The organism is Pedobacter folensis (assembly GCF_056490665.1).
Genome location: NZ_JBWJIF010000003.1, coordinates 316,231 through 340,081, shown reverse-complemented (window position 1 = coordinate 340,081; position 23,851 = coordinate 316,231). Strand labels below are relative to the sequence as shown.

The window sequence follows — 23,851 nt, the reverse complement described above, 5'->3', positions numbered from 1 at the left end:
AAACATTTAAACGATAAATTAAAATGTGTTATTTACCTTTACAATATGAGCAAATTCATCCTTTCTGAAATCAATATTTATCCCATCAAATCGCTGGGTGGAATACGACTTGAAAAAGCGCAACTCGAAGAAAGGGGCTTGCAATATGATAGAAGATGGATGCTTGTTGACGAGGAAGGCATCTTTATTACCCAAAGGAAACACTTTGAACTGGCACTATTGCAGGTAAATATTGGCGATGGTAAATTAACAGTTTCCCATAAAAAATTACCTGAGCGAAGTATATCTTTTTCTTTAGATGAAGATACCGGGGAGCAAATTTCTGTTGTAATCTGGAACGATACCGCTACAGCACTTGAAGTAAATAAAACCGTAAGCGACTGGTTTTCTGATTTCCTGAACTTTAAGGTTAGATTGGTAAAAATGCCTTTAACCGAAAAACGATGGGTAGACCGTGATTATGCTTCGAATGATGAAATAGTGAGTTTTGCCGATGGTTATCCCTGTTTGCTTATCGGTCAGTCTTCGCTTGACGGGCTTAACGACAAGCTAGACCAACCCATTCTGATGAACCGTTTCCGTCCAAATTTTGTTTTTACGGGTGGCGAGCCTCATGTGGAGGACCGTTTTCAAAATTTTCAAATTGGCGAGGTACAGTTTTCTGCGGTAAAACCTTGTGCAAGATGTGTATTAATCACGATCGATCAGCAAACCGGTGAAAAAGGCCAGGAACCATTGAGAACGCTGGCCGGCTACCGTACAGTGGGCAAAAAAATCATGTTCGGACAAAACCTGCTTCATCATCATTTAGGTACAATACATCTTGGTGATGAATTAAAAGTTAAAGTTTGGAAGGAAGCGCATTAGCACGCTACCCTATTCATAACTAAATGCAGACCTATTTCATTTGCATTGTGGTAACTTTATTTAAACGGTTTTAGCTTTTCCAGTAAGCGTATTCCCGCATCATCTATGTCGGTTTTCGGCAGTTGTTCATTTTCAAATACCTGCAAACACCACTTTACTATTTTATTGTCGGGATATTGTTTAACCTGCCCTTTCAGCCATTTGCTCGCTTCTGCTCTTTTTCCAAGTTTTTCAAGTGCCCAGGCCGTCGCCAGATGATTGGAAGCAATGAAATTATTCACCGTATTCTCAGTTTTAGATTTGAACTGAATAATCTTTTGTAAAGAGGCTTGTGCGGCTGCTCGTTTTCCCATTTGTTTAAAGCACAGATAACTCATCCAATCTTCTAAACGTTCATCCAGATTTTCTGCATAGGGTTTACCTACGCCTAAGTTCAATGGCCACTTTTTCGCCTCATCAATGAAGGTAATTGCGGTGTTATAATCTTGATGTTGTATCCTTTCAATGGCCTGCATCAGCTCTGCCTCCCGATATAGTTCGCGCCCAATTGTAGCCCCCTCGAAGGGCAGGATATTAATTTTTGATAAAAGTTCAGTGCATTTTCGGTAATCTTTATTAAGCAACAGTGCTTTTGCATACAACATACCGATGATATAATTGTCCTGGTGTGCGTTGTAATAAGGTTCAATTACCGTCAGCGCATTCTGCTTATGGCTAATGTAATAATCGCCCAATAGTTTAATGTAACGCCAGTCATTTTTGTCTAATGCAATTGCCTTTTTAAGATCAGCAAGATCTGAGTTCCCCATTAGCATTGCGGCACGGGCGGCATAAAAAGCTGCAAAGTCTGGCTGATCGCCACATGCGGTAAACAATTTTTTACTTTCAGCGATGTTATTCCGGTCTTTATATAAAAGGGCAAGGTAATATTTTGGTTTCCAGCTTTTGCTGTTTTGGGTTGCCCATAACAATACTTCAAGGTCTTCTGATCGGAACGGAAATACAAATGCAGGAGAGGTAGCATCAGCCTGTTCTAATAGTAGAGAGGAAGACAATCCTTTTTTATGCTGCAAAAATGCCAGCCAATAATTTACCAAAGCATTTGCAGGCGCCAGGTTCAATACTTTTTCACATTCCTCATAACACCCGCTTTCGTAATAACTAACAGCCAGTTCTAAAAAGGTTTCGGTTGGCTGTTCGTCGCGTATCATTGAAGTGAATGCTGTCTTGTTGTCTGCTGAAGGCTTTGCCAGATATTTTTCGAAACGTACGAAATGATTAAGTGGATCAAAAGACAAAATCGTATCCAATACCGGTTTAGCATTTTTATCTTGATAGCGAATGGCAATAGCCTGTACTTGTAATGCTGCAATATCAAAACGGTTATAATCAATCGCTTTGCCTGCATACTCCATTGCCTTGTTCCAGTTTTTTTCTACCAAGTATAATTTACTTAAACCATTATAAGCTGCACTTCTGTATTCAACAGATAAACTTGCGATATCAAAGCCGTCTTTAGCATCAATTACATTACCCAGTTCTGCATTGATGATGCCATAATAGTAATTAGCTGCACCATCATTGGTGTCCATACTTAATGCTTTTTTTATCACTGTTAAAGCTTCCGCATACTGCATATTGCGGTACATTAATTCGGCCATTTTAACCAATGCGGGTAAAAAATTAGGCTCTTTAGCCAAAGATGCCTTTAATTTTTCTGCTGCAGCTGCGTACATTTTCTGATCCATCAGCGCTTTACCCTGCAAATAAAGGCCATAGCCCGAATTCCAGTTAAAATCTTTGGGCGATTCAAGCGGGCGACTCAGGTTATAGGCATTCGGTTTAGACTCATAAATCAGCTTATTATCACCTAAAGTAACGACCAGATCTCTCGGATTCACATCCATTTTTATAGAATCAGTAAAAGTTTTGGATGGAGCGATCGCTATTTTTTTATCATAAATATTTTTCCCTCCCTGCGTCACCTTTAGCGTTTCTGAAATCTGTTGTACAGCACTCAAATAAATTTTCAACCAGCCATTTTCATGTTTCACATTCAATGCGCCATACTCATTGGCTTTTACAAAACCTTTCGTCTTTAAAACAGGATACCAGTATTCTGTCCATAAATCAGCAGCACCAGGTGAAAAACTTTTATGTTTGAATGGCGTAAACGTACTCTTATCAGCAGTTTGGTTGAATAATCTTCCTGATTGGATTTCGGAGTATTGACCATCTGTATCGGTTAACAGCTTTTCCCATATCATGCCCTGATCTGAGAGTCCCCAGATCCATATCTTTTTACCTGCCTTATCATCGTGACCAGAATATCTTGCAATTCCGAAATCGTCATCATGCCAGTAAGCCCCAAAAAAATCAGTGTATTTGCCAAATACATGGTAAGATTTATACCCACCAAAATTATTGTTATCATAAAAAGAAATGTCTTTACCATTCTCTTTATTTATCGGCCAGTCGTTGTGCTCGCCCTCATGCCCCAGATAATGGGTGCCCGGATAAATGTATTCTAAATTTCCACTCACCTTTATCCCGGTGTTCATCCAATGGTAATAGGGCTGCTCAACAGATGTTGAATTAAACCAAAAAGATTTGGTGGTAAAATATGATTTATCCCTGGGCAGATTAATTTCCATTGTCCAGTTTGTCCGGGTTAGCAGATCCAGTACCCCAATAAAACAGCTTACACTGCCGTCGTCATTTTTTCTGGTCAAATAGTTTACCGGCGTTACCGTGTTAGGTGTATGCCCCATAATGCCATAGTTCGGCTCAATTCCACCACTGGTCCAGGGGCCACGCATGGCTATATCCCTAAATTTCACCACATGGTTATCGTAAACGAAAGATTTTCCTGTCGATTTTTCAATGGCCGACCATATCTTTCCTCCTATCTCTGGTAAGATGGTCAGTTTTAAATAAGCATTTTCCAGCTCAATAACTTTCCATTCTTTTTGAACGGGTTTATCGGTAAATCCATCATAGCGGAAATAAGGATAAATGTGGGTAAACGAAGGAATTGGATTAGGATCAGAAAAGGGATAAGTTTTAAATGCCTTCTGATATTCGCGGATACGGGCAGCCTCCTGACCAAAAGCATTGACTGTAACGAGACAGATTAAAAATGCGAAGCATAAATATTTTTTCATTGTAACCTTTATGTGATGAAATAACCTGAACCATTATTGAAACATTTCCTGGCTAGCATATAACTAGATCGACTATTTCAAATCGTTAATTCTGACTTGTTTTAAGCCTTTTTAGTTGACTTAACTAAGATAGAATTTCCTGTTCATTTTATCGTATCAGCAATGAACCGTAGGGATGGTTTTTAGAAATGATAATCTGTAAGGCCAACAGCCAAAATTTAGCCCTTTGAAGTAAGGATATAGGTGAGCATACCTGGAACATCCATATGTGTATTTTGGTAATCGCTTGATTAAAGAAAAGAATTCTTCCAAATTGCCATTTTAATAAAAAGTGTAATTTATTTTAGAAATATTTATTTTTTGATTCTATTTACTCCAATCAAGATTAATAAGCATTTGAAAACAAGATTTTGAAAAAATTAAAAGATAATAAGCGCTCTTTTCCTGATTTATCAGAATCTTTTACAGTACGCTACAAAGATGCACAACCCTCAATACTTGACGGAATCGATTTTAAGCAACTTAAAACTACCAAATGAAAAAGATCATCATTATAGCTATTATTTGTATTGGTCTTGCGATAATATCATGGCCTTTCGGCATAGCCATTTATAACAAATCAAACCAAAACTTAAAGACTGCCGAAATAAGATCCCTGCTAATTGGAAGATGGAAATTTTCGCACGGAGATTTTAATGGTTCGCAGAAACATATAGAAATCGATTTGATGCAAGGACAAATATTCGATTTTTCAAGTATTTCGTATCGCACAAATAAAAGCAAGTGGTATTCCTTACCAAACGCTTATTTAATAAACCAAAGTCAGGTTGGTGGTCAGTTTTTTTATTCGTTTGTAGGTGCACAATCGAATCGAAATAGTTTTCGAATACTTTTATTAAATGATAAAGAACTATCAGGAGGTTGGGTTTCACAGCCAGATGAAATGCCAAAACCTGTTTTTTATTTTAAAAAGATGAATTAAATTTTTATCGTTTAACTTATCTGAATTAAGATTTATCTCTAATATTTATAGTCAGAGGAGTTATTTAGTAGGGCCTATTACATATAAGACCGCAGAAAGTTAATGCTGCGGTCTTTTTATTAGCGCTAAATACAAATTGCATTTATAGGAATCTACTTTTTAATTGGAATCCTAATATTGTACAATTTATCATGTAATGCTTTCATCTGTGTTTCCGAAAACTTAATGTCTTTTCGATCATAGGTCATTAGTCCATTGGTTTCTACTTCCACATCGGTCGTTTGCGTGTACACGCCGGCAGAAAGTCCTAAGGGGATTAATTCTTCCAAACGTTTCATAAACTGGGCGTATTTGTTAAACAGATCGGTTTTGTTTTTAAAGCTCTGATAACCCCAGTTGTTTTTCTGTTGCCAAACATGGCCATCAATAGGCAGGCCAAGTCCGCCAAACTCACCAAGCACAAGCGCATAATCTTTCCCAAAATAATCAGGGCTCGGCATAGCCGGATGTGGATAATTATGCAGATCGATAATATCGCCTACCGGATGAAAATTACCTCCACTAGCCGTATTTACCAGCCTTGAAGGATCTTTCTCCTTCGTCCATTTGGCAATTTCTACCGTCTTAAACTGGCCCCAGGCCTCGTTGAAAGGCGTCCACACCACGATTGAAGGCACATTGTAAAGCGCATCGATAATGGCATTCCACTCTTTTTTATAATAGCCTTCAGATTCTGCACTCCTGTTTTGATCTGAGCCATGGTCTAAAATACCCGGACGGTTCTCCCAGCCATTACCCAAATCGCCACTTGGCATATCCTGCCAAACCAGCATACCCGCTTTATCGCAGTGATAATACCAACGTGCGGGCTCTACCTTAATGTGTTTTCTGATCATATTAAAACCCATTTCTTTGGTTTTATCGACATCAAATTTTAAGGCTGCATCCGTTGGTGCAGTGTAAAGACCATCTGGCCACCAGCCCTGATCTAGCGGACCATACTGAAAAACAAATTCATTGTTTAACAGCATACGCTGAATACCATTCTCATCTTTGCCCATTGAGGTTTTGCGCATGGCAAAATAACTTTTCACCTCATCTAGCTTTTTATTTTTAGCAATCAGTTCAACTTTTAAATCATATAAAAATGGATTTTTAGGGCTCCAAAGTTTAGGGTTCGCAATTTTTAAACTGATTGCACCGTTACCATCAGCGATCTGCTCAGCCACTTTCGTAGTGCCATCCCATGCCGAAACCTTAACCTGATCGCCAGTACCTGCACCGGTCAAAAATGGGGTAACCGCTACCGTTTCCTGATCGATATCTGGTGTTATTTTAAGGTGATCGATGTGTACTTTATTTACCGCTTCAATCCAAACGGTTTGCCAGATACCGGTTACCGGGGTATACCAGATGCCTTCAGGCTTTTTCACCTGCTTTCCTCTTGGCTGAGGGCCCTCATCTGTCGGGTCCCAGACTTCTACGGTTAAAGTCTGGTTTCCGCTCTTGTTTAGAAACGGCGTAATATTAAAACTGAAAGGATCGAAACCGCCTTCATGTTTACCTACCACTTTACCGTTGATGCTCACTGTACTTCTCCAGTCAACCGCACCAAAATGAAGCAAAATTTCTTTGCCTTTCATATTGGCCGGTACGGTAAAGCTGGTTTTGTACCAAAGCAGGCTATCCTTACCAACGGTTTTGCCCACACCCGAGAGTGAAGATTCTACCGCGAAAGGAACCAGGATTTTACCCTGGTTAATTGCCGGTTGTTGCGATTTTCCGGAAATGGCATAGTCCCAAAGTCCGTTTAAGTTTTTCCAGTTACCACTACGCTCAAACTGTGGGCGTGGATATTCTGGCAAAACATTTTTAGGATTAACTTCCTGCGCCCATGGTGAAGAGATTTTCCCTTTTACCATCGACCACGATTTGTCCTGTTGCGCGAAAAGGGATAACGAGAGCCCCAGCAGCGAGATAAGGATGGATACTTTTTTGTTCATTGGTTTAAATTTGTGTGTTAAGATTGGGTTTGGCAATGTTTTTAATTTAAGCAAAGAATAGTTTCTTCCTGAGGGCTTATTTGTTTCATAAAAGTCAATATGAATGACAGCAATTAATTTACGCTTAAAATCCCCATAGTTACCGTCATTTCGAGCGAAGTGCAACGCAGTCGAGAAATCTGTCTAGATAGATCTCTCTCCCGAACGTTCGGGACTGTGCTACAGTCGAGATGACGACTATTCTATTGGAGTTTATCAATGATAGCCTCTGGAAAGACAAATATTTCAATTTTCAACTAAGGGTCTTCGACTCCGCTCAGACTGACAATAATTTTTATGAATCCCTTCTTCGGATCTCCCTACTGAAAAAAATTTATTTGTTATTGAGTTTTTTAATCAGGTTCACCTCATCCAGGCGGTACGGGGTGCCATCGGGCTGAAAGATTTCGTGGAACCACTCAATCGGATCAGATCCATCGGCAAGTGGCGTATCCCAGGCATATTTGGTATTGGTTTTACCCGCAGCAAATCCCCAGTTAATGGCGCCAACATTTTCATTTTTTAGCATAGGCAAAATGTTTGAAAAGCGGCTGTTGCGTGATCGGGCCATATATTCGGTACAGATCAATGGCCGGCCGCTGGCTTTTAACAGATCAATGGTTCTTTGGTGCCAGTCTGGTGCCTCATAGTTGTGGTAGGTTACAATATCTGAGTTGGCCAGCTGTATTTCGTTAAGCTTTTCGAAACCCCAGCTCCACAATCCGATAGAAATCGGCTGATCGGGATTCACTGCTCTTGCCCAGCTGATGGTTTTGGTTAACAAGGGAATGGTAGCCTCTAACTTTCCACTATTTCCGGGTTCATTGTACAAATCCCAAAGTAAAATTCTTTTATCGTGTGCAAAATGGCTAAGCACATCCTTTACATATTTTTCGAGTTCAGGAAAATTGGCTTCTTCTTTAAAAGCAGGATCACCGGGATCTTGCAACCAGCCCGAATTGTGAACGCCTGTTTTAGGTGCCGGCTGCTTACCAATGGCTGAAGTTTTATTCCAGCAATCGTCGAAAAAGACAAACATCGGTTTAATTCCATGTTTTTGGGTAATGGTTAAAAACTGATCCATTCTCTTTTTAAAACCCTCAGGATCCTGACTCCAGGCCTTACTGAACAAGAATACACGCAGTGTGTTAAAACCAATTCCTTCGGCCCAACCCAGTTCTTTATCAATCAAATCGGGTGAAAAAGTATCGGCCTGCCACATTTCCAGCTGATTAATGGCATTGGAAGGAATGTAGTTTGCGCCTGTTAACCATTTGTGTTCCTTGTACCAGGCATTGGCTTTTTCTACTGACCAAACTTTTGCAGGCTCAGTATTTTTTTTTGTTTTTTGCGCGAAGCCCAGGCTGATGTTCAAACTCAGTACAGCAAGAAGCGCATAGTTTTTTAAATTCATATCGGTATTTATCTGATTATTATTTATTTCGGTTTGATGGTGAGGTGATGCTCAGTCCTGTTTTTACCGGAGTTCCAAAATTTGGTGTACCATCGGTATTCCAGTTGAATTTTTGGGCACGGGGTGAGCGGAAACCTCCGCAACCCTGACCCGGTTTATCGTTGGCATGATATAGGATCCAGTCTTCTTTTCCGTCTGGCGATTTAAAAAATGAGTTATGACCCGGCGCGTAGACGCCGTCTTTTGGCGACTGCTGGAAAACAGGCTGATCAGATTTTGTCCAGGAAGCAGGATCGAGCAGATTGCTTTTAGCCGACGCGGAAAGCATACCCAGGGCATAAAAATCTGTCCAACAGCCACTGGCTGAATAAATGACAAATATTTTATCCCCATGCGGCAAAAACTGAGGCCCTTCGTTTACATCCACATGGGCTCCTCCACCCAAATCCCCTATTTTTTCCCAGGTAAATTTTGGTGTAGAAATCTTTACTCTTTTTCCTTCTACCGTCCATGGATTTTTAAGCCTGGCGATGAAAATTTCCTGTTTGCCGTTTTCATCACCCTCCCATCCAGACCAGATCATATACAACTGGCCTTTAAAATCGATTACATCCCCATCAATGGCCCATTTATCGGTTGGATCGGCAATTTTGCCTTTAAATACCCACTCGCCTTTCATGGGGTCGGCTGAAGCATTTTCTAAAACATACATGCGGTGGTTTTCATTTCTTCCGTCATCGGCAGCGAAGTAAGCGTACCATTTGCCTCTTAAAAACATGACTTCCGGTGCCCAGATTTCTTTACTGTACATGGTGCCTGCAGGTGCATGCCAGATGGTTTTGCGCTCTGCATCTTTTAAGCCATCTAAGGTTTTGGTTTTCCAAAGATCTACACGGTTGCCAGTGGTATGGGTATAATAGTAATATCCATCTTTATAATAACTATAAGGATCGGCCCCGGATGGCAGTAAAGGGTTGGTAAATGTTTGTACAGGTAAGCCCACTGCCCATAACAGGCATAAAGTACTTAGCAAGCATCTTATTTTCAAAGCGTTCATTTTTAAAGCTTTACATCTTTTATGTTATACGACTAGTGGCATTCGCTAATCCTTAAAAAAAGCAATTTCTTTTCTTAAACCGATTCATTTTCATCTCAATATTTCTACAAATGCAATCAATTTAACCCTAGAATGTTTTTGTAACACTTTGCCTTAAAAACCGAAAACTTTCAGGGTCGATTTGCATGTGGTAGCGATCATTTTTATCTTTTACAAAGGCCGCTTTAATAACAGCAGTAGCCCTCGGCGATACTTTGTGGTTCGAGTAATGGGTATGAAATACATATTGCAGCTGACCACTTTTATCCGTAAAAAAATCTCCGTGACCGGTTCCGTTTAGCTGCAAGGTCTTTTTGCTGATGATCGGATTGCCTGTATATTTTAACCATGGTCCTTTGGCTGAACCTGAAGTGGCATAACCCACGGCATAATCAGGATTCCTGAAATCATTTGCGGAGTAAAAAAGATAGTAAAGATTTTCCTTTTTGATTACTGTTGGGCCTTCTGTTACCGGCCAATCGGTTTTTGCGGTATTTTCCCAGGGCTCAGTTCCTGATAAACAAAATTTTGTTGTTTCAGGGATTACGTCCGAAAAATCATCCTTCAGTTCAGCTACAAAAATCCGGTTCCCTTGATCAAGTTTTACATGATAGAGGTAGTTTTTCCCATCGGTATCGGTAAATACAAATGGATCGATCTGTTTCCCTATACCTGATATTGCTTTTAATTCTTCCTGAACAAAAGGTCCTGTTGGGCTATTACTATGGGCAATAGCAATCTGTTCATCAGCGGTATAAGCCATGAAATAGGTTTTACCCTTTTTAAATACCTGTGGTGCCCAAAACCCTTTAGTTCCAAAGGCATCGCCCTTTTTTAAGGCAAATCCCTTATTTTTTCCGATTGGTTTGGTCCAGTTTTTAAGATCGCGGGAAGCATAAACCAGAAAGCCTTCATCGCCGCTGGTACCATATAAATAGTATATACCCTTGTCTAAAAAAATGGTTGGATCGGCCAGGTAAATGGTATCGTTTAATTGCTTGGCAAATGCATTTTTACCAATAGAAAATACGAAGAAGCATAAAAAAAAGGCAAAAAGATATTTCATTTAATAACGATTTCTAAGGGTAAGATACTGATTATCCAGGATGTTTATTAGGGTAACATGTCATCCTGAGCTTGTCGAAGGACTTGCTTAAATATATGATTAAAGCGTTTCGACAAGCTCAACGTGACAAATTCTGTTTAGGTTTAAACTTTCTTTTTTTTAAAAATTTATTTTAGTAACAGGCGTAAAAATAAGGTCGTCTACTCCTGCAATTTTAACGCCTATCCTGGCAAACACATAATTTTGTGCCGGTACAATCGTAGGGATACTTACACTCATATTTAAGTTATTTAAGTCGGCAATAGCCGCTCCGGTGAGTTGTTGTATTGCCAGGTTATTGCCCCCGTCTACAAACTGTGTTTTGTTGATATATAGCGATACACTTTCTATATCCTTTGCATTGGCATCAGTGATAATTTTTTCCAGTTTACAGAATCCATTCACTTTGCCGGAAGCCGCAGTTAAGCTAGCACCGCGGATCATGTAATAAGGTACAACTTCAATATCCATCACCTTGTTCCCGCTAATGTTTACCGCCAGGGTATCCTGTTTACCTGCAGCATTCTTTTTCCATAAAAACGGACCCTGGTTGGGTGAGAAAACCAGTTTATAGTTCCCATCGAATAATTTAGCTGAATAATTACCATCCTGACTTACATTTACGTTTAGTGCGGAATAGTTACCAAAGCCTGACTGCCAAAGTTCGAAATTTACCTGGCCATACTGAACATTAATAGCTTCGCCCTTGTATACGATCCTGCCTGTGAAATCGGCTGCAGGAGCCTCGTAATTATCCTTTTTACAAGAGGAGAAAAACATGGCTATAATTGCCCCTATGATGAAATAAAATCTATTTTTCATGTTATATATGATTATTGATTAGGGTTTCTGATAATTTTCGGATTGCCGTTAAGTACATCCTGCCCGATAGATGAGTAGTAATTACCGATGCGGAAGCGGTGTGCCGCGGTAACACGGCTGGGTTTAATGACCTTAAAAATATACTTCAGGTGATTGGCATTACCCGGGTTGTAGTATTTATATGGCCACAAGCCAAACACCTGTGTACTGGTACGCGTTGCGCTTCCAATATTGGCTGCATTGATAAAATCGGCGGCCGACATGTTGTTGCCGTTCCATACTTTGTCGGCCAGTCTCCAGCGTTTCATATCCCAAAGCTGATGTCCTTCAAAAGCAAATTCTACTTTTCGTTCGTGTACGATACGGTCGAAAGTAATATTTGCCGGACTTAATGCAACGGTTAATCCTGCACGGTCTCTTACCGGTTTGATATAATTGGCTGCTGTAGCGGCATCACCCAGTTCAAAAGCGGCTTCCGCAGCATTTAACAATACTTCGGCGTAACGGTAGCGGATCCACCATACATCGCTCCGGGTGCCAATCTGACCCGAACCTGTAGCAGGATCTAAATATTTACGCACGTAAAAGCCTGATTGCGCACTGAATTCTAAACCATCAACAGGGCCATCTCTTCCCACCACCTGTACCGATGCCGGATTATCTGGCAGTACCTCTTTTTTGCTCTGCCCGAAATTATCTCCGGTAATGATGGTACCATTGGCTAATTGGTAGCCCGCCCAGATATCAACTGTTTTCCCTTTAAACTGTGTTCCAGGGAGAATTACCGTTCCGGCTAAACGCGCATCGCGGTCAGCAAAAATATCGGTGATGTTGGTATAATAAACCGGATTTCCACTGCCATCAACCGAAGCTAAAGAGGCATAGGTATTATCCAGTTTTTCGAAAGACTGAACCAGATTTAATGATGGGTTTAATCTTCCACCTTGTGCTTCTTCGGCAGAAGAGCGCGGCTGGTTATCGATGGTAAAACCATGAACCTTATTGGTTTTCAATTTAAAATCTTTAGCGAATATGACCTCCGGATTACTGCCTTTATCGGTAAAAAGGGCCGCAAAATTATCAGATAGGTTTGGGTTCTTTTTGTAAAGTGAATATTTACCGCCATCGATAATTTCTTTCGCCGCATTTAAGGCTTTGGTAAAATAACCATTAGCCATTGCCGCAGGAATGCCAACCTCTCCACCGGGAAGGCTTAATTGAGCATTGCTGTATTTGGCAATCGAACCAGCATATAAAGCAGCCCTCGATTCCATGGCCAGCGCCGCAGCTTTTGTAGCCCTGCTCTGGATGGTTGCATTATCAGGAAGAATGGTTTTAATGGCTTCCAATTCTGAAATCACAAAATCATAAATTTCTGATTCCTTAGCCCTTGGATATTGCAGGTAACTTGGATCTCCGCTGTAATCGTAGGCCAGGGGGACTGTAATCAGAGGAACACCGCCCATTCTTTTTACCATCTCGAAGTATACACCAGCCCTGATAAAACGCGCTTCGGCTAAAAAACGGTCGCGGTCTTCAGCTTTTAAAGCAGTCGCTTCCTGCCCGCGTTTAATAAACAGGTTCAGGTCGTTTACGAGTCTGTAAACTTCCATATCCCAGTATCTCCATGCATCGTATCCATATTCTAGATTCTGGTGGCGAAAATAATCACCGCCCGCAGAGGCAAAACCCTCATCAAAATCGGCAAAAAGCCACCACGATTCGATGCGCTGAAAGTCAGGGTAACGATCGTACAGATCACCAACTACGGTAAGCACCAGGTTAGGGTCTTTCCATACCGCATCAATGGGTAAGGTACTGGTGGGTTGTTTATCTAAAAACTCAGAATCTTTTTTACATGACTGCGCAAAACTTAAACATGCAATGGCAGCAAATGCGTATATATATTTTTTCATTTGATTAGTCGTTTTCATGTTATAGCGATAATTTAAGACCGATGTTAAAAAACTTGTTCTGTGGATATTGTAATCCATTATCGTCTGCAATTTCAGGATCTACACCATAATCTTTCAGGTTATCGATCGAGAAGAGGTTGTATCCGTTTACATATACCCTTGCATTCTGGATCTTGATTTTTTCTGCCCATCTTTTTGGCAAGGTGTAACCAATCTCAAGTGTACGCGCCCTCAGGTACCTCACGTTGTGCAACCAGAAAGTTGAATTTCTGGTGTTGTTACTATGATCGCGGTCGTTAAAACGGATTGCAGGATATTTACCAGCCACCCAGGGACTGTTCAGGTCATAGAGATTAGTACGGTGCCAGCTGTCGTCAGCAAAATTCTGCAGTAAAGCACCACCGTTCTGGAATGCCCAGCGCTGTTCCCAGTTCTGGTTCCACGAATACATCGCACCACCAGAAAAATCGGCCGTAAAATCGAAGTTTTTATAAGAACCGCCGATGGTAAATCCAAAACCTACATTTGGTTGCCCTGCCGTGGTATAACCTATTGGTCTTTCATCTAAAGGATCAATAATCCCATCGCCATTCTGATCTTTGTAAATTAAATCGCCCGGCAATAAAGAACGGTTGCCTTTTCCATCAATATTCACTTTGTAGTTATTGATCTCATCAATGCTCTGGAATTGACCGGTTACTTCATAACCCCAAAAAATATCCGCATATCTATCGGTACCATTACTTCTGTAATTTTCCCATGAGTTGCCAAAACGTGGTTTATATCTTTCTAAAAGTTTCTTTCTGCTAATGGAAATGTTTCCACCAACATTGTAATTAAACTCACCGATTTTATCTCTGTAGTTTAAAGAGAATTCACCTCCAAACTGTGCATCGCTCTCCAGGTTTTCAACATTTAAAGGATATCCCAGTTCTATTGGAACAATGACGTCGTTTTTAATGGCCGGTAAACCAGAACGTTTTCTATAAAAATAATCTGCAGTTCCGGAAAGTTTACTGCCGAACATCGTAAAATCCAGACCGATGTCGGTAATTTTGCTTTTAAACCAACTCAGGTTGTTGATAATAGGACCTTTATCCCTTGAAGTGGTAATGTTTTTTCCATCCAATATCACACTGCCCTGGTTGTAGTTATAACCTGGGATATAGGCAAAAGGATCGATACCCACATCATCATCCCCAAGCTGCCCGTAAGAAGCACGGAGTTTCAAATCGTTTAAGATATTGCTTTCGCCCAAAAGCGATTTCATAAATTTCTCTTGCGTAATTCTCCATCCAATTGATGCTGAAGGGAAATAACCTACGCGTCTATCTGGTGCAAATTTCCATGAAGCATCTCTACGACCAGAAAGCTCGAGGTAATATTTATTGTCGTAATTGTAGTTTAACCTGCCCACGTAACCAATACGGGCCTGCTCTTCCTGTATATCAGCAAAATCCTGCCCATCCATATCGGCAAACTGCAGCACAGGCAAAATATTAGTCTGTGGTACCGCGTGTTGGAAGGTATAGGTCCTAAAACGGTCCAAACGCTCGGCCACCAATACAGCGCCTACAGTATGTTTGCCAAAAGTGCGGTTATAATTCGCCTGAAGCTGATAGGTATTGGTATATACTTTTTCGTTTCTGCGCTCTCTGTAAGGGTTTGAACTGCCTACTTTTTCTTCATAAATGCCTGTTTCCGGATGATAGGTATATACATTATAAGTGTACTCATGTCCGTTGATTACGTTATCGGCAATGTAATAAGAATATAAACCTTTTATTTCCAAACCTTTTATTGGTGTTTCATAAGAGGCGGATAAATTGGTTTGCAAAACTCTCCAGTCTGATTTCCAGTAACCGCTTAAAGCTTTACTCTGCACAGCAAACTGCTCCGTATTGTGACCGATATCATTCGGGTAATTTGGATTGCCATTGGCGTAAGCCTGTTCAGTAGGTCTGTTTCTCAACAAAGCAAAACGGGCGGCCCAGTAATCATCTCCACCCGGTACGCCTGGCTGGTCGCGGCTTTCGATACGCCCATTGATGAGCATACCCACCTTAAAACGGTCGGTTATTTTAGCCTCGATATTACTTTGAATATTGGTCCGGTTAAAATCGAATTCTCTTGCTTTTCCATATACTCCTTTCTGATCTAAACGGGTAGCTGAAAAGTAATAGTTTACACGGTCACTTCCACCCGAAGCACTTAAGTTTACGGAAGTTTGTGGTGCGTTTGGTGCAATAATAATATCTTTCCAGTTCTGACTCTGGTAACCATATTCTGTACCTGCTTTCCATTTATCCAGTTCGGCCTGGGTAATACTGGTTGATCCGTTCTGGTTCATTTCTGCAGTAGCCTGCCCTACTTTCCACTGGTAAGCATCAGTCGTTTCCGGAAAACGTACCCAGTTCTGCCAGCCGGTATAAGCATCAACACTAAAGGTATTTCGTGTACTGTTTTTTCCCCTTTTGGTGGTTACCAAAATTACACCGTTTGATGCCCTGCTACCGTAAATCGCAGCTGATGCATCTTTAAGCACACTGATACTTTCGATATCGTTAGGTGAAATATTATTAAACTGGCCGGCATCTTGTTGAATACCGTCGATAACATAAAGCGGATTACCCATGTTACGGATCTGGATATTGGCGCTCGAACCCGGTCTTCCGTCAGGCATCCTGAACGATACACCAGGTAACTTTCCTGCTAAACCTGTGCTCACGGTAGAACCGCCGTGCACTTTTTCAAGGTCTTTGCTGCTTATTGATGAAATAGCACCTGTAATGGCCTCCTTTTTCTGTGTATTGTAGCCCACCACAATAACTTCCGACAGGTCATTATTAGATGGCTTAAGCTGAACGCTGATTTGCGTACGGCCAGCCAATGCAACTTCCTGATTAACATAACCCACATAAATAAAGATCAGTGTGGCATTTTTATCAGCTACCTGAATCCTGAATTTTCCATTGCCATCGGTAGTTACGCCTGTGCTGGTACCTTTAACTTTAATACTGGCACCAACAACCGTTTCGCCTTTTTCGTCGGTTACTGTTCCGGTAACGGCTGTCTGCTCCTGGGCCCTGAGCTGAAAGGAAAGTAAAATTAGGGTGATGGAAGTAAAAATAACGGAGAGGACTTTGCGTTTCAAAAACATTTTTTGAAGCAGGTACCCATCCAGGCGTACAAAGCCGCCATAAGAGAATAAACTTCTTTTCATATTAGGTTAGGGATTTGGTTAGTTATAGAAGTAAATGGATTTAGTTCTATTTAATTCTTATCCAAAGATTCGGTTTTTAGCTTTTCAGAGGGATACGCATTTGTATCAATCTTTCTTCATTTTGTCTCGATTTGTAATTAAGGAGTCTGTTTGCCACGGAGGCACAGCAAAACGGAAAATGCTGCTCAATGCGACATCCTGAGTTTAGCGCAGAATTTTAATGGCCACAAAGTATCGTCATTGCGAGAAGGCTTTTTCAGCCGACGAAGCAATCTTTCTAGCAATGACGACCATTCTACTGGACGCTGTCAATGGTAGTTTAGCGCAGGATCTTAATGACAACGGATTAACATGATAGGTTTCGCAGCCCTGAAAAGCCCGACCCTTTCCCGTATTTCACGGGATTGGGTAACGCCCATATCAGTTAACAGTTCGCAGTTTTCAGGTTTAGAAAAAGCATTCTTTACCCATACAACGATCTGTCTCAATCTTTCTACTAATCTGCTCAAATTCAATTTAGCCTGAAAGCAAAGCATTTCTTTAATATATTTGATGCAGCTGACCAAGATATCTTGAAAAAACTCTTCACCCTTTTGTTTCTATTGTTTTCGGTACACCTGCTTTGGGCGCAACCCTATTATTTCAGGCATTATCAGGTAGAAAACGGGCTTTCTAACAATACAGCGTTTTGCAGTGTACAGGATGGAAAGGGCTTTATGTGGTTTGGCACAAAAGACGGCCTAAACCGCTTTGATGGTTATTCTTTTAAAACCTATCGCCACGATCCGGATCAGGCTGGCAGTTTAGGCAACGATTTAATTTATGCGCTGCACCACGATCAGGAACAAAACCTTTGGGTAGGCACAAATAATGGCGTATACCAATACAATGCTGCAAAAGAAAGCTTCGCCATCATCAAAGAAACCAAAGGCATGCGGATTATCGATCTGGCCAGCGATCAGCGTGGAAATTTATGGATCTTATCTTCATTCAAAATATACTTATATGAAAAGCGGACCAGGAAAATACAGGCTTTTACCCATAATGCACCTTTCGATGCCTCGCTGGTAACGGTTTTAAAGGATGGTAGTGTATGGATCAGTACCGGAAAGGGAACGCTCGAGAAATACAATCCCAGGGAAAATAATTTTCAACAGTTTAATATCAATGGAAAAAATGCCAAAACCGAATATGGCTGGGTATCGAGAATTGCCGAAACCGAAAATGGCAGTTTATTGGTCGGCACCACCAATCAAGGGGTTAAACTCTTTAATCCGGTTACCTTAGCCTCAAAAAATATACTCAGCTTAAATGACGACCAAACGCCAATTTTTGTACGGGACATTAAAAAAACAGGACCTCATGAGTTTTGGATTGCCACAGAATCGGGCATTTACATTTATAATGATGAAAACGAAACGATTATCCACATCAAAAAGCAGTATAACAATGATTATTCTTTAAGTGATAATGCCGTTTACACCATTTGCCTCGACCGTGAAGGCGGGGTTTGGACAGGCACCTATTTTGGAGGGGTAAATTATTATTCGAGCCGCACATCTTTGTTCACCAAATACTTTCCGCAGAAAGGTACCAATTCGATTAGCGGAAGTGATGTAAGGGAAATTACCAGAGATGCTAACGGGAATTTCTGGATCGGTACGGAAGATGCAGGATTGAATAAACTCGACATCAAAACAGGGTTATTTAAACACTTTTTACCGGACGGAAAACCCGGAAGCATTGCCTATTCCAATATCCATGGTTTATTGGTTGACGGCGACAAACTCTGGGTTGGCACTTTCGAACATGGGTTGGATGTTTTAGACCTGAAAACAGAAAAGGTAATTAAACATTATCAGGCAGGTGCCGGAAATGCTTTACGTACTAATTTTATTGTTACTTTTTGTAAAACTCGGTCGGGTGAAATCTTAGTTGGAACCATTAACGGGATTTATCGTTACAACCGCAAACGCGACGATTTTGAACCCATTGCCGGCCTCCCCTTTATTTTTTACGATTCGGTTATTGAAGATAGCAAGGGCAATATCTGGGCAGGCAGCTTTAACGATGGTTTATTTCAGTTTAACTTATCCAAACCCGGTTATGTGAACTATCGGAATAATCCAACAGTTATTAAAAGTTTAAGCCATAACACTGTAAATAGTATTTTTGAAGATCGCAAACAACAAATTTGGGTAACCACCGATGGTGGCGGACTTTGCAGGTTTGATCAGAAAACACAGCAGTTTAAGCGTTACGGCATCAAGAATGGTTTTCCAAGTAATTACCTGTTCCGTATTGAAGAAGATGCGGCAAATAAGTTCTGGATAAGCAGCACCAGGGGGCTTATCCATTTCGATCCCACCACTGGTTTGAGCAAAACCTATTCTAAAGCCAACGGATTGCTTACCGATCAGTTCAACTACAGTTCTGCCTATCAGGACGAGACTGGCCGAACCTATTTTGGAAGCGTAAAAGGCCTGGTGAGCTTCAATCCGGCCAATTTAAAGGCAACCACCTATGAAACCCCTGTATTTTTAACCGGATTCCAGATCAACAGTTCAGAAATAGGTTTAAACGGGACTGATTCTGTTGCCAACCAATCGATTGTTTATGCCGATACCATCGAATTGAACTACAACCAATCTTCTTTTAGTATCGATTTTGCCGCCTTAAGCTACTTATCGCCCGAAATGACAGAGTATGCCTATAAAATGACGGGGCTTTATAAAAACTGGGAATATTTAAAAACCAACAGGAAGGTTTATTTCACCAAACTTGCCCCGGGGAATTATATTTTTGAAGTGAAAGCATTGGTTGAAGGAAGCAGTACCTGGAGCACCAAAAATGCCAAACTCCTGATTAAAATACGTCCTCCTTTTTACCTCAGCCCTTTGGCTTACCTGCTTTATCTGATTGCCGCAGGCGGAATTATTTTCTTCCTGGTGCGAAGGTACCACCGAAAAATTGCGTTAAAAAACAGCAGGCGGATGGAAGTTTTTGAGCATGAAAAACAAAAAGAAGTTTATCAGGCGAAAATCGAGTTTTTCACCAATGTTGCCCACGAAATCAGAACGCCACTCACCTTGATCATCGGCCCGATGGAGAAACTGATTAAACAGGCCGATGCCGTACCTGCGATAGAAAAGAATTTACGGATAATGGGACGAAATACCGATCGGTTGCTCAAACTGACCAATCAGTTATTGGATTTCAGAAAAACCGAAACCAGCGAATTTTCATTAAACTTTGTAAAGGCCGATATTTCTGAAATCCTGAAAGATGTATTTCTTCAGTTTCAACCCGCTGCCGAACAGCACGACATCAAGTATAACCTTCATTTACCCGAAAAAAAGCTCCATGCCTATATCGATGTAGAGGCTTTTTACAAAATGATCAGCAATTTGATCGACAATGCCATTAAATATGGAAAAACAACGGTACAAATTAACTTATCCTTACAGGAAGGTGATCAGTTTGCGGTGATGGTAAAAAACGATGGGCATAGAATCCCTATTGAAATTAAGGATAAAATATTTGAGCCTTTTTTCAGGGGCAAAGAAACAGAAATAAAGGCAGGAACCGGAATAGGTTTATCGATTTCAAAATCGCTTGCGCAGTTGCATAGAGGGGAGCTTTATTTAGATTTTAATGACCGTGATTTTAATATATTTGTATTAGCACTGCCTATCCATCAACTTATAGAATTTAACCTGAACGGAAAATGGAAGAAATTGTAGGCACGCTTACCATAAAAGATACTGAAGATATGGAAAGGTCTGTAGTGTTATTGGTTGATGATAATGAAGATATCCTGGATTTCATTTCAGATGATCTGGAAGAAAAATACCAGGTGTTACAGGCCAGAAATGGATTAGAAGCATTAGCCATATTACAGCGTGAAATTGTTCAGCTCATCATCAGTGATGTAATGATGCCCGAAATGGACGGGTTCGAATTTTGCGCAAAAGTAAAATCCACCTTAGAATTCAGCCACATCCCCGTAATCCTGCTTACCGCAAAAAATTCATTGCAATCTAAAATTGAAGGTTTAGAGCTGGGTGCCGATGCTTACGTGGAAAAACCCTTTTCGCCAGAATTTCTGCAGGTACAGATTTCCAGTCTGATTAAAAACAGGAACAAGATTAAGGAATATTTCTCCAGTTCTCCCCTCCTTCACCTTAAAAGCATTGCTTATTCTAAGGCCGATGAGTTGTTTTTAGAAAAATTACAGGATACCATCAACAAAAACATCAGCAATCAGGACCTGGATGTAGAACATCTGGCCGAAAAGATGAACATGAGCCGGCCAACCTTATACCGGAAAATCAAATCTATTTCTAACCTGAGTCCGAATGAACTGATTAATTTGGCCAGGCTAAAAAAAGCTGCCGAACTTTTAAATGAAGGGGTACTAAAAATTTATGAAATCTCCGAGATGGTAGGTTACAGCTCTCAATCGCACTTTGGAAGAAACTTTGCCAAGCAGTTCGGCATGTCGCCTACCGACTATGTAAACAGTAAAACCGCCGATAAAAAAAAGCCTTAAAATCAAAGGGTTAGGCATTGTTATTTTCTTTATTTTTCCGTAAATTGTCATAACCAAAATATAGAAGTTATGAACATGCTTAAGAAAATCCAGCACTGGGGCGATCACCATCACCCAAAATGGTTAGACTATTTTAGAATCTTATTAGGCCTTATTTTAATCTGGAAGGGCATTGATTTTTACATCAATATGCAAGCCTTTAGTAATTTAATGAGGGGCGCTTTCTTAGGCACAGCGGTGAGCATAAGTTTGCTGGCTCATCTGATTATCATGCTACATATTATTGGGGGTTTAGCCATTACACTGGGCACCCATACCCGCATATTTTGCCTGGTTAATTTACCCATACTCATCGGGGCGGTATTCTTTGTGAATATTTCCGGTGGTATTTTTAAACCCTATTCAGAATTTTGGTTTTCGGTCTCGGTATTAATCGGACTCGTTTGTTTTGCAATTGAGGGAAATGGCGTTTTATCGGTAGACCGGGAAAAAATTTACCCCAAACAAGCGCTTTAGCTTAAAGCTGAAGTCCAAAATTTCGCTTAAAAAGGCCAATATTGGCCCTTTATTTATTTTTTTGAACGTTTTTATGCGAGCTAACTAAATGATTAGCAACGCTTAAAATATTTATGCAAATATTTGATTCGAAATCATTTGCAGATTTGCGCCAAGTTCGTACTTTTGCAGCGGAGAGCTGGCAGAGTGGTCGAATGCGGCAGTCTTGAAAACTGTTGACTGTAACAGGTCCGGGGGTTCGAATCCCTCGCTCTCCGCCGAAATGGTCTTAAAGCCATTCAAAGCCCGCAAATCGTATGATAGCGGGCTTTTTGCTTTTTATTTTAGCGTTATTCATATTTGTTCGCTAGCAGATTCTCAAGTTGCGAGTAGCTGAGCACGAATTTATCCTGGCTTTGAATTGGGATATGAAGATTGGTGATATGTGCATTAATAATACCCACTTGCTCAAATTCCTTGCAATCGTTTAGCCATCGTCGCTTTTTGGCTAATTTTTGATGAAATTCTTCCACATCACGATCATCGAATTTGGCGATCATGTTTCTCAAGGCCGAGGATTTAGCGGGAAAACGCACGAGCTTGCAATCGATCAACAATGCTTCTTTTTTATTTGGCGCCAAAGCCAAGACATCGATTTGGCCTGGAATTTTCTTTTTGTTTGATAATTCGACAGGTCCATTTTCGATTTTCCAAGTGCCTTTTTCGCTCACTTCTCCGCATATAAAGCCATATCTTTGCAACAGTTGAATTACTTTTTCTTCAAATGGTTTGGTAAAATATTTTTCGTAGAGTTGAGAGTTACCATGAACATATTGCTCTAAGCAACGATTGATGCCGTCCATCAGTAGCAATGAAGAGGTCGCAAATAGGCCACTGAGGTCACGTATTCTAATGCAAGGACGTTCTGCAATCATAGCCTGTAGCACATCTATGTCGCCATCAATGCTATTGCGGTGCCAATCCTGCCGCCAGAAACATTCGTATACAATTTTCTGTAATTTCTCCCTTGGTATAGGAGAATATGAAAGCATCGCCGTTTCCGGAATAATGCATAAACGATGGGGACTTCTGGCATTTTGGTGATTATGAACAATTACAGAAAGCCAAAGTTTTCGCAGCAACCAGATCTTTACCCAAAATCCAATTTCTTTAGGGCTGATATCAGACAAAAATGATCCCAAAAAAACTTCTTTAGGCAGAATAGTTCCGTTGATAATACCTTCAAGCTGTAAGTCAATTTCCTGGTTTTCCCAAATGTAGTTAATGGCTTCCTCTATGACTTTATACTCATGTCTGCCCTGGAGTTCTAACATAGTGTTGAAATTGTGAAAGTTAACCGATTCGACGGCTCCATTCTTTTTCAAGCCTAGACCCGACAAGTCGACCTGTTCCCAGACCCTGATGATATGTTCCAACACTAGGTATAAAACACACTTGGCAAGGATGAGTTTGAGGGCAGAATAGGATCTGGAATCACGTGCTTGATGATGATAGCTACCGGTCCAGACAAATCCCAAAGCTGTTTTCAGGGCGACACCGAAAAGCGTCTCATCAATTGGATTTTTATTTTCATAGTATTTCGATATCCCGTCAATTAGAATCGGCGTGCAATATAGATAATCCATTTCCAGGCAAGATTTTTGTATAGCTTTTTTGAGCTGAGTCCTGTGGGACTTGATCTCGATAATATTATTGAATCTAAGTTCTTCTCCATATGCCATTAAGTCAAAGAGATTTTCCATCTCTGCATAAGCATAATTATAATCGGCTATCAGTTGTTGGGCTATCTCATCTGCTGTTCTATAAATTTTATTGATGTCATCAAAAGGCGTTCGCATTTTATTTCTGTTTGAGAGTCGTTTAACAATATTTAACTCGCAAATTACAATTCTAAAGCCGCTTTTCACAGCTGCAGTTGGACATGTTTTCAAAATTGCAATTCGAAGGTATGGATGAGATGCTTAGCCAACTATATGGCTCTAATGGTGTAATCAATTTATGCAATTTTTGGGTTAAGTATTTCGGACGACTTCTTCCTTCATCAAAAGCATCCAAACTATCGTAAACATATTTTTTTCCTTATCTTCACCATATTTACAGCTACTACTGTGTTTTATGACAAAAGATGAAATGGTTTTACACCAAAAATCGC

At 40.5% G+C, this 23,851-nt stretch carries 14 protein-coding genes and 1 tRNA gene; 6 read left to right on the top strand and 9 right to left on the bottom strand.

Annotated features, from left to right (window positions below; all coding sequences use genetic code 11):
• Window positions 1-45: 45 nt before the first annotated feature.
• A complete protein-coding gene (locus AC04QZ_RS15965; protein ID WP_478358583.1) occupies window positions 46-867 on the top strand; it encodes an MOSC domain-containing protein in 822 nt (273 codons plus the stop codon).
• Between the two features lie 56 nt (window positions 868-923).
• Here AC04QZ_RS15965 and AC04QZ_RS15960 read toward each other — a convergent pair whose 3' ends face one another.
• On the bottom strand, window positions 924-4,031 hold the full coding sequence (locus AC04QZ_RS15960; protein ID WP_478358582.1) for a DUF5107 domain-containing protein: 3,108 nt from the start codon (window positions 4,029-4,031) through the stop codon (window positions 924-926).
• Between the two features lie 535 nt (window positions 4,032-4,566).
• On the opposite strand from AC04QZ_RS15960, the gene AC04QZ_RS15955 reads away from it, so the two are divergent.
• On the top strand, window positions 4,567-5,013 hold the full coding sequence (locus tag AC04QZ_RS15955) for a hypothetical protein (RefSeq protein WP_478358581.1): 447 nt from the start codon (window positions 4,567-4,569) through the stop codon (window positions 5,011-5,013).
• A gap of 152 nt (window positions 5,014-5,165) precedes the next feature.
• Here the strand turns inward: AC04QZ_RS15955 and AC04QZ_RS15950 are convergent, their stop codons facing one another.
• The 7 genes from AC04QZ_RS15950 to AC04QZ_RS15920 form a co-directional block, all read right to left on the bottom strand.
• On the bottom strand, window positions 5,166-7,016 hold the full coding sequence (locus AC04QZ_RS15950; protein ID WP_478358580.1) for a glycoside hydrolase family 2 protein: 1,851 nt from the start codon (window positions 7,014-7,016) through the stop codon (window positions 5,166-5,168).
• Window positions 7,017-7,389: 373 nt separating this feature from the next.
• Window positions 7,390-8,469: a glycoside hydrolase 5 family protein gene (locus AC04QZ_RS15945; protein ID WP_478358579.1), complete on the bottom strand. Its 1,080-nt coding sequence runs from the start codon at window positions 8,467-8,469 to the stop codon at window positions 7,390-7,392.
• 19 nt (window positions 8,470-8,488) lie between these two features.
• Window positions 8,489-9,517 carry a glycoside hydrolase family 43 protein gene (locus AC04QZ_RS15940; protein WP_478358578.1) on the bottom strand — a complete coding sequence of 343 codons (1,029 nt, stop codon included), beginning with the start codon at window positions 9,515-9,517 and terminating at the stop codon, window positions 8,489-8,491.
• 136 nt (window positions 9,518-9,653) lie between these two features.
• A complete protein-coding gene (locus tag AC04QZ_RS15935) occupies window positions 9,654-10,631 on the bottom strand; it encodes a glycoside hydrolase family 43 protein (RefSeq protein WP_478358577.1) in 978 nt (325 codons plus the stop codon).
• A gap of 159 nt (window positions 10,632-10,790) precedes the next feature.
• On the bottom strand, window positions 10,791-11,492 hold the full coding sequence (locus AC04QZ_RS15930) for a DUF3823 domain-containing protein (protein ID WP_478358576.1): 702 nt from the start codon (window positions 11,490-11,492) through the stop codon (window positions 10,791-10,793).
• Between the two features lie 11 nt (window positions 11,493-11,503).
• Window positions 11,504-13,408, bottom strand: coding sequence for a RagB/SusD family nutrient uptake outer membrane protein (locus tag AC04QZ_RS15925; RefSeq protein WP_478358575.1), 1,905 nt, complete (start codon window positions 13,406-13,408; stop codon window positions 11,504-11,506).
• Window positions 13,409-13,427: 19 nt separating this feature from the next.
• On the bottom strand, window positions 13,428-16,631 hold the full coding sequence (locus tag AC04QZ_RS15920) for a SusC/RagA family TonB-linked outer membrane protein (protein ID WP_478358574.1): 3,204 nt from the start codon (window positions 16,629-16,631) through the stop codon (window positions 13,428-13,430).
• Between the two features lie 572 nt (window positions 16,632-17,203).
• On the opposite strand from AC04QZ_RS15920, the gene AC04QZ_RS15915 reads away from it, so the two are divergent.
• The 4 genes from AC04QZ_RS15915 to AC04QZ_RS15900 all read left to right on the top strand — a co-directional run bounded on the left by AC04QZ_RS15915 (window position 17,204) and on the right by AC04QZ_RS15900 (window position 21,956).
• A complete protein-coding gene (locus AC04QZ_RS15915; protein ID WP_478358573.1) occupies window positions 17,204-20,374 on the top strand; it encodes a ligand-binding sensor domain-containing protein in 3,171 nt (1,056 codons plus the stop codon).
• Window positions 20,359-21,183 carry a response regulator transcription factor gene (locus tag AC04QZ_RS15910; RefSeq protein WP_478358572.1) on the top strand — a complete coding sequence of 275 codons (825 nt, stop codon included), beginning with the start codon at window positions 20,359-20,361 and terminating at the stop codon, window positions 21,181-21,183. The genes AC04QZ_RS15915 and AC04QZ_RS15910 overlap by 16 nt, the downstream gene beginning before the upstream one ends.
• A 69-nt stretch (window positions 21,184-21,252) precedes the next feature.
• Window positions 21,253-21,699, top strand: coding sequence for a DoxX family protein (locus tag AC04QZ_RS15905; protein WP_086544914.1), 447 nt, complete (start codon window positions 21,253-21,255; stop codon window positions 21,697-21,699).
• Between the two features lie 172 nt (window positions 21,700-21,871).
• Window positions 21,872-21,956: transfer RNA gene (locus AC04QZ_RS15900), tRNA-Ser, on the top strand.
• A gap of 72 nt (window positions 21,957-22,028) precedes the next feature.
• On the opposite strand, the gene AC04QZ_RS15895 is transcribed toward AC04QZ_RS15900, so the two are convergent.
• Window positions 22,029-23,537 (bottom strand): hypothetical protein, encoded by a 1,509-nt coding sequence (locus tag AC04QZ_RS15895; protein WP_478358571.1) that lies wholly within the window; start codon window positions 23,535-23,537, stop codon window positions 22,029-22,031.
• Window positions 23,538-23,851: the final 314 nt, after the last annotated feature.

Bases quoted from the DNA above. Each gene is read 5' to 3' on its own strand.
- AC04QZ_RS15965 (WP_478358583.1), top strand. From the start codon at position 46: ATGAGCAAATTCATCCTTTCTGAAATCAATATTTATCCCATCAAATCG.
- AC04QZ_RS15960 (WP_478358582.1), bottom strand. From the start codon at position 4,031: ATGAAAAAATATTTATGCTTCGCATTTTTAATCTGTCTCGTTACAGTC.
- AC04QZ_RS15955 (WP_478358581.1), top strand. From the start codon at position 4,567: ATGAAAAAGATCATCATTATAGCTATTATTTGTATTGGTCTTGCGATA.
- AC04QZ_RS15950 (WP_478358580.1), bottom strand. From the start codon at position 7,016: ATGAACAAAAAAGTATCCATCCTTATCTCGCTGCTGGGGCTCTCGTTA.
- AC04QZ_RS15945 (WP_478358579.1), bottom strand. From the start codon at position 8,469: ATGAATTTAAAAAACTATGCGCTTCTTGCTGTACTGAGTTTGAACATC.
- AC04QZ_RS15935 (WP_478358577.1), bottom strand. From the start codon at position 10,631: ATGAAATATCTTTTTGCCTTTTTTTTATGCTTCTTCGTATTTTCTATT.
- AC04QZ_RS15930 (WP_478358576.1), bottom strand. From the start codon at position 11,492: ATGAAAAATAGATTTTATTTCATCATAGGGGCAATTATAGCCATGTTT.
- AC04QZ_RS15925 (WP_478358575.1), bottom strand. From the start codon at position 13,408: ATGAAAAAATATATATACGCATTTGCTGCCATTGCATGTTTAAGTTTT.
- AC04QZ_RS15920 (WP_478358574.1), bottom strand. From the start codon at position 16,631: ATGAAAAGAAGTTTATTCTCTTATGGCGGCTTTGTACGCCTGGATGGG.
- AC04QZ_RS15910 (WP_478358572.1), top strand. From the start codon at position 20,359: ATGGAAGAAATTGTAGGCACGCTTACCATAAAAGATACTGAAGATATG.
- AC04QZ_RS15905 (WP_086544914.1), top strand. From the start codon at position 21,253: ATGAACATGCTTAAGAAAATCCAGCACTGGGGCGATCACCATCACCCA.
- AC04QZ_RS15895 (WP_478358571.1), bottom strand. From the start codon at position 23,537: ATGCGAACGCCTTTTGATGACATCAATAAAATTTATAGAACAGCAGAT.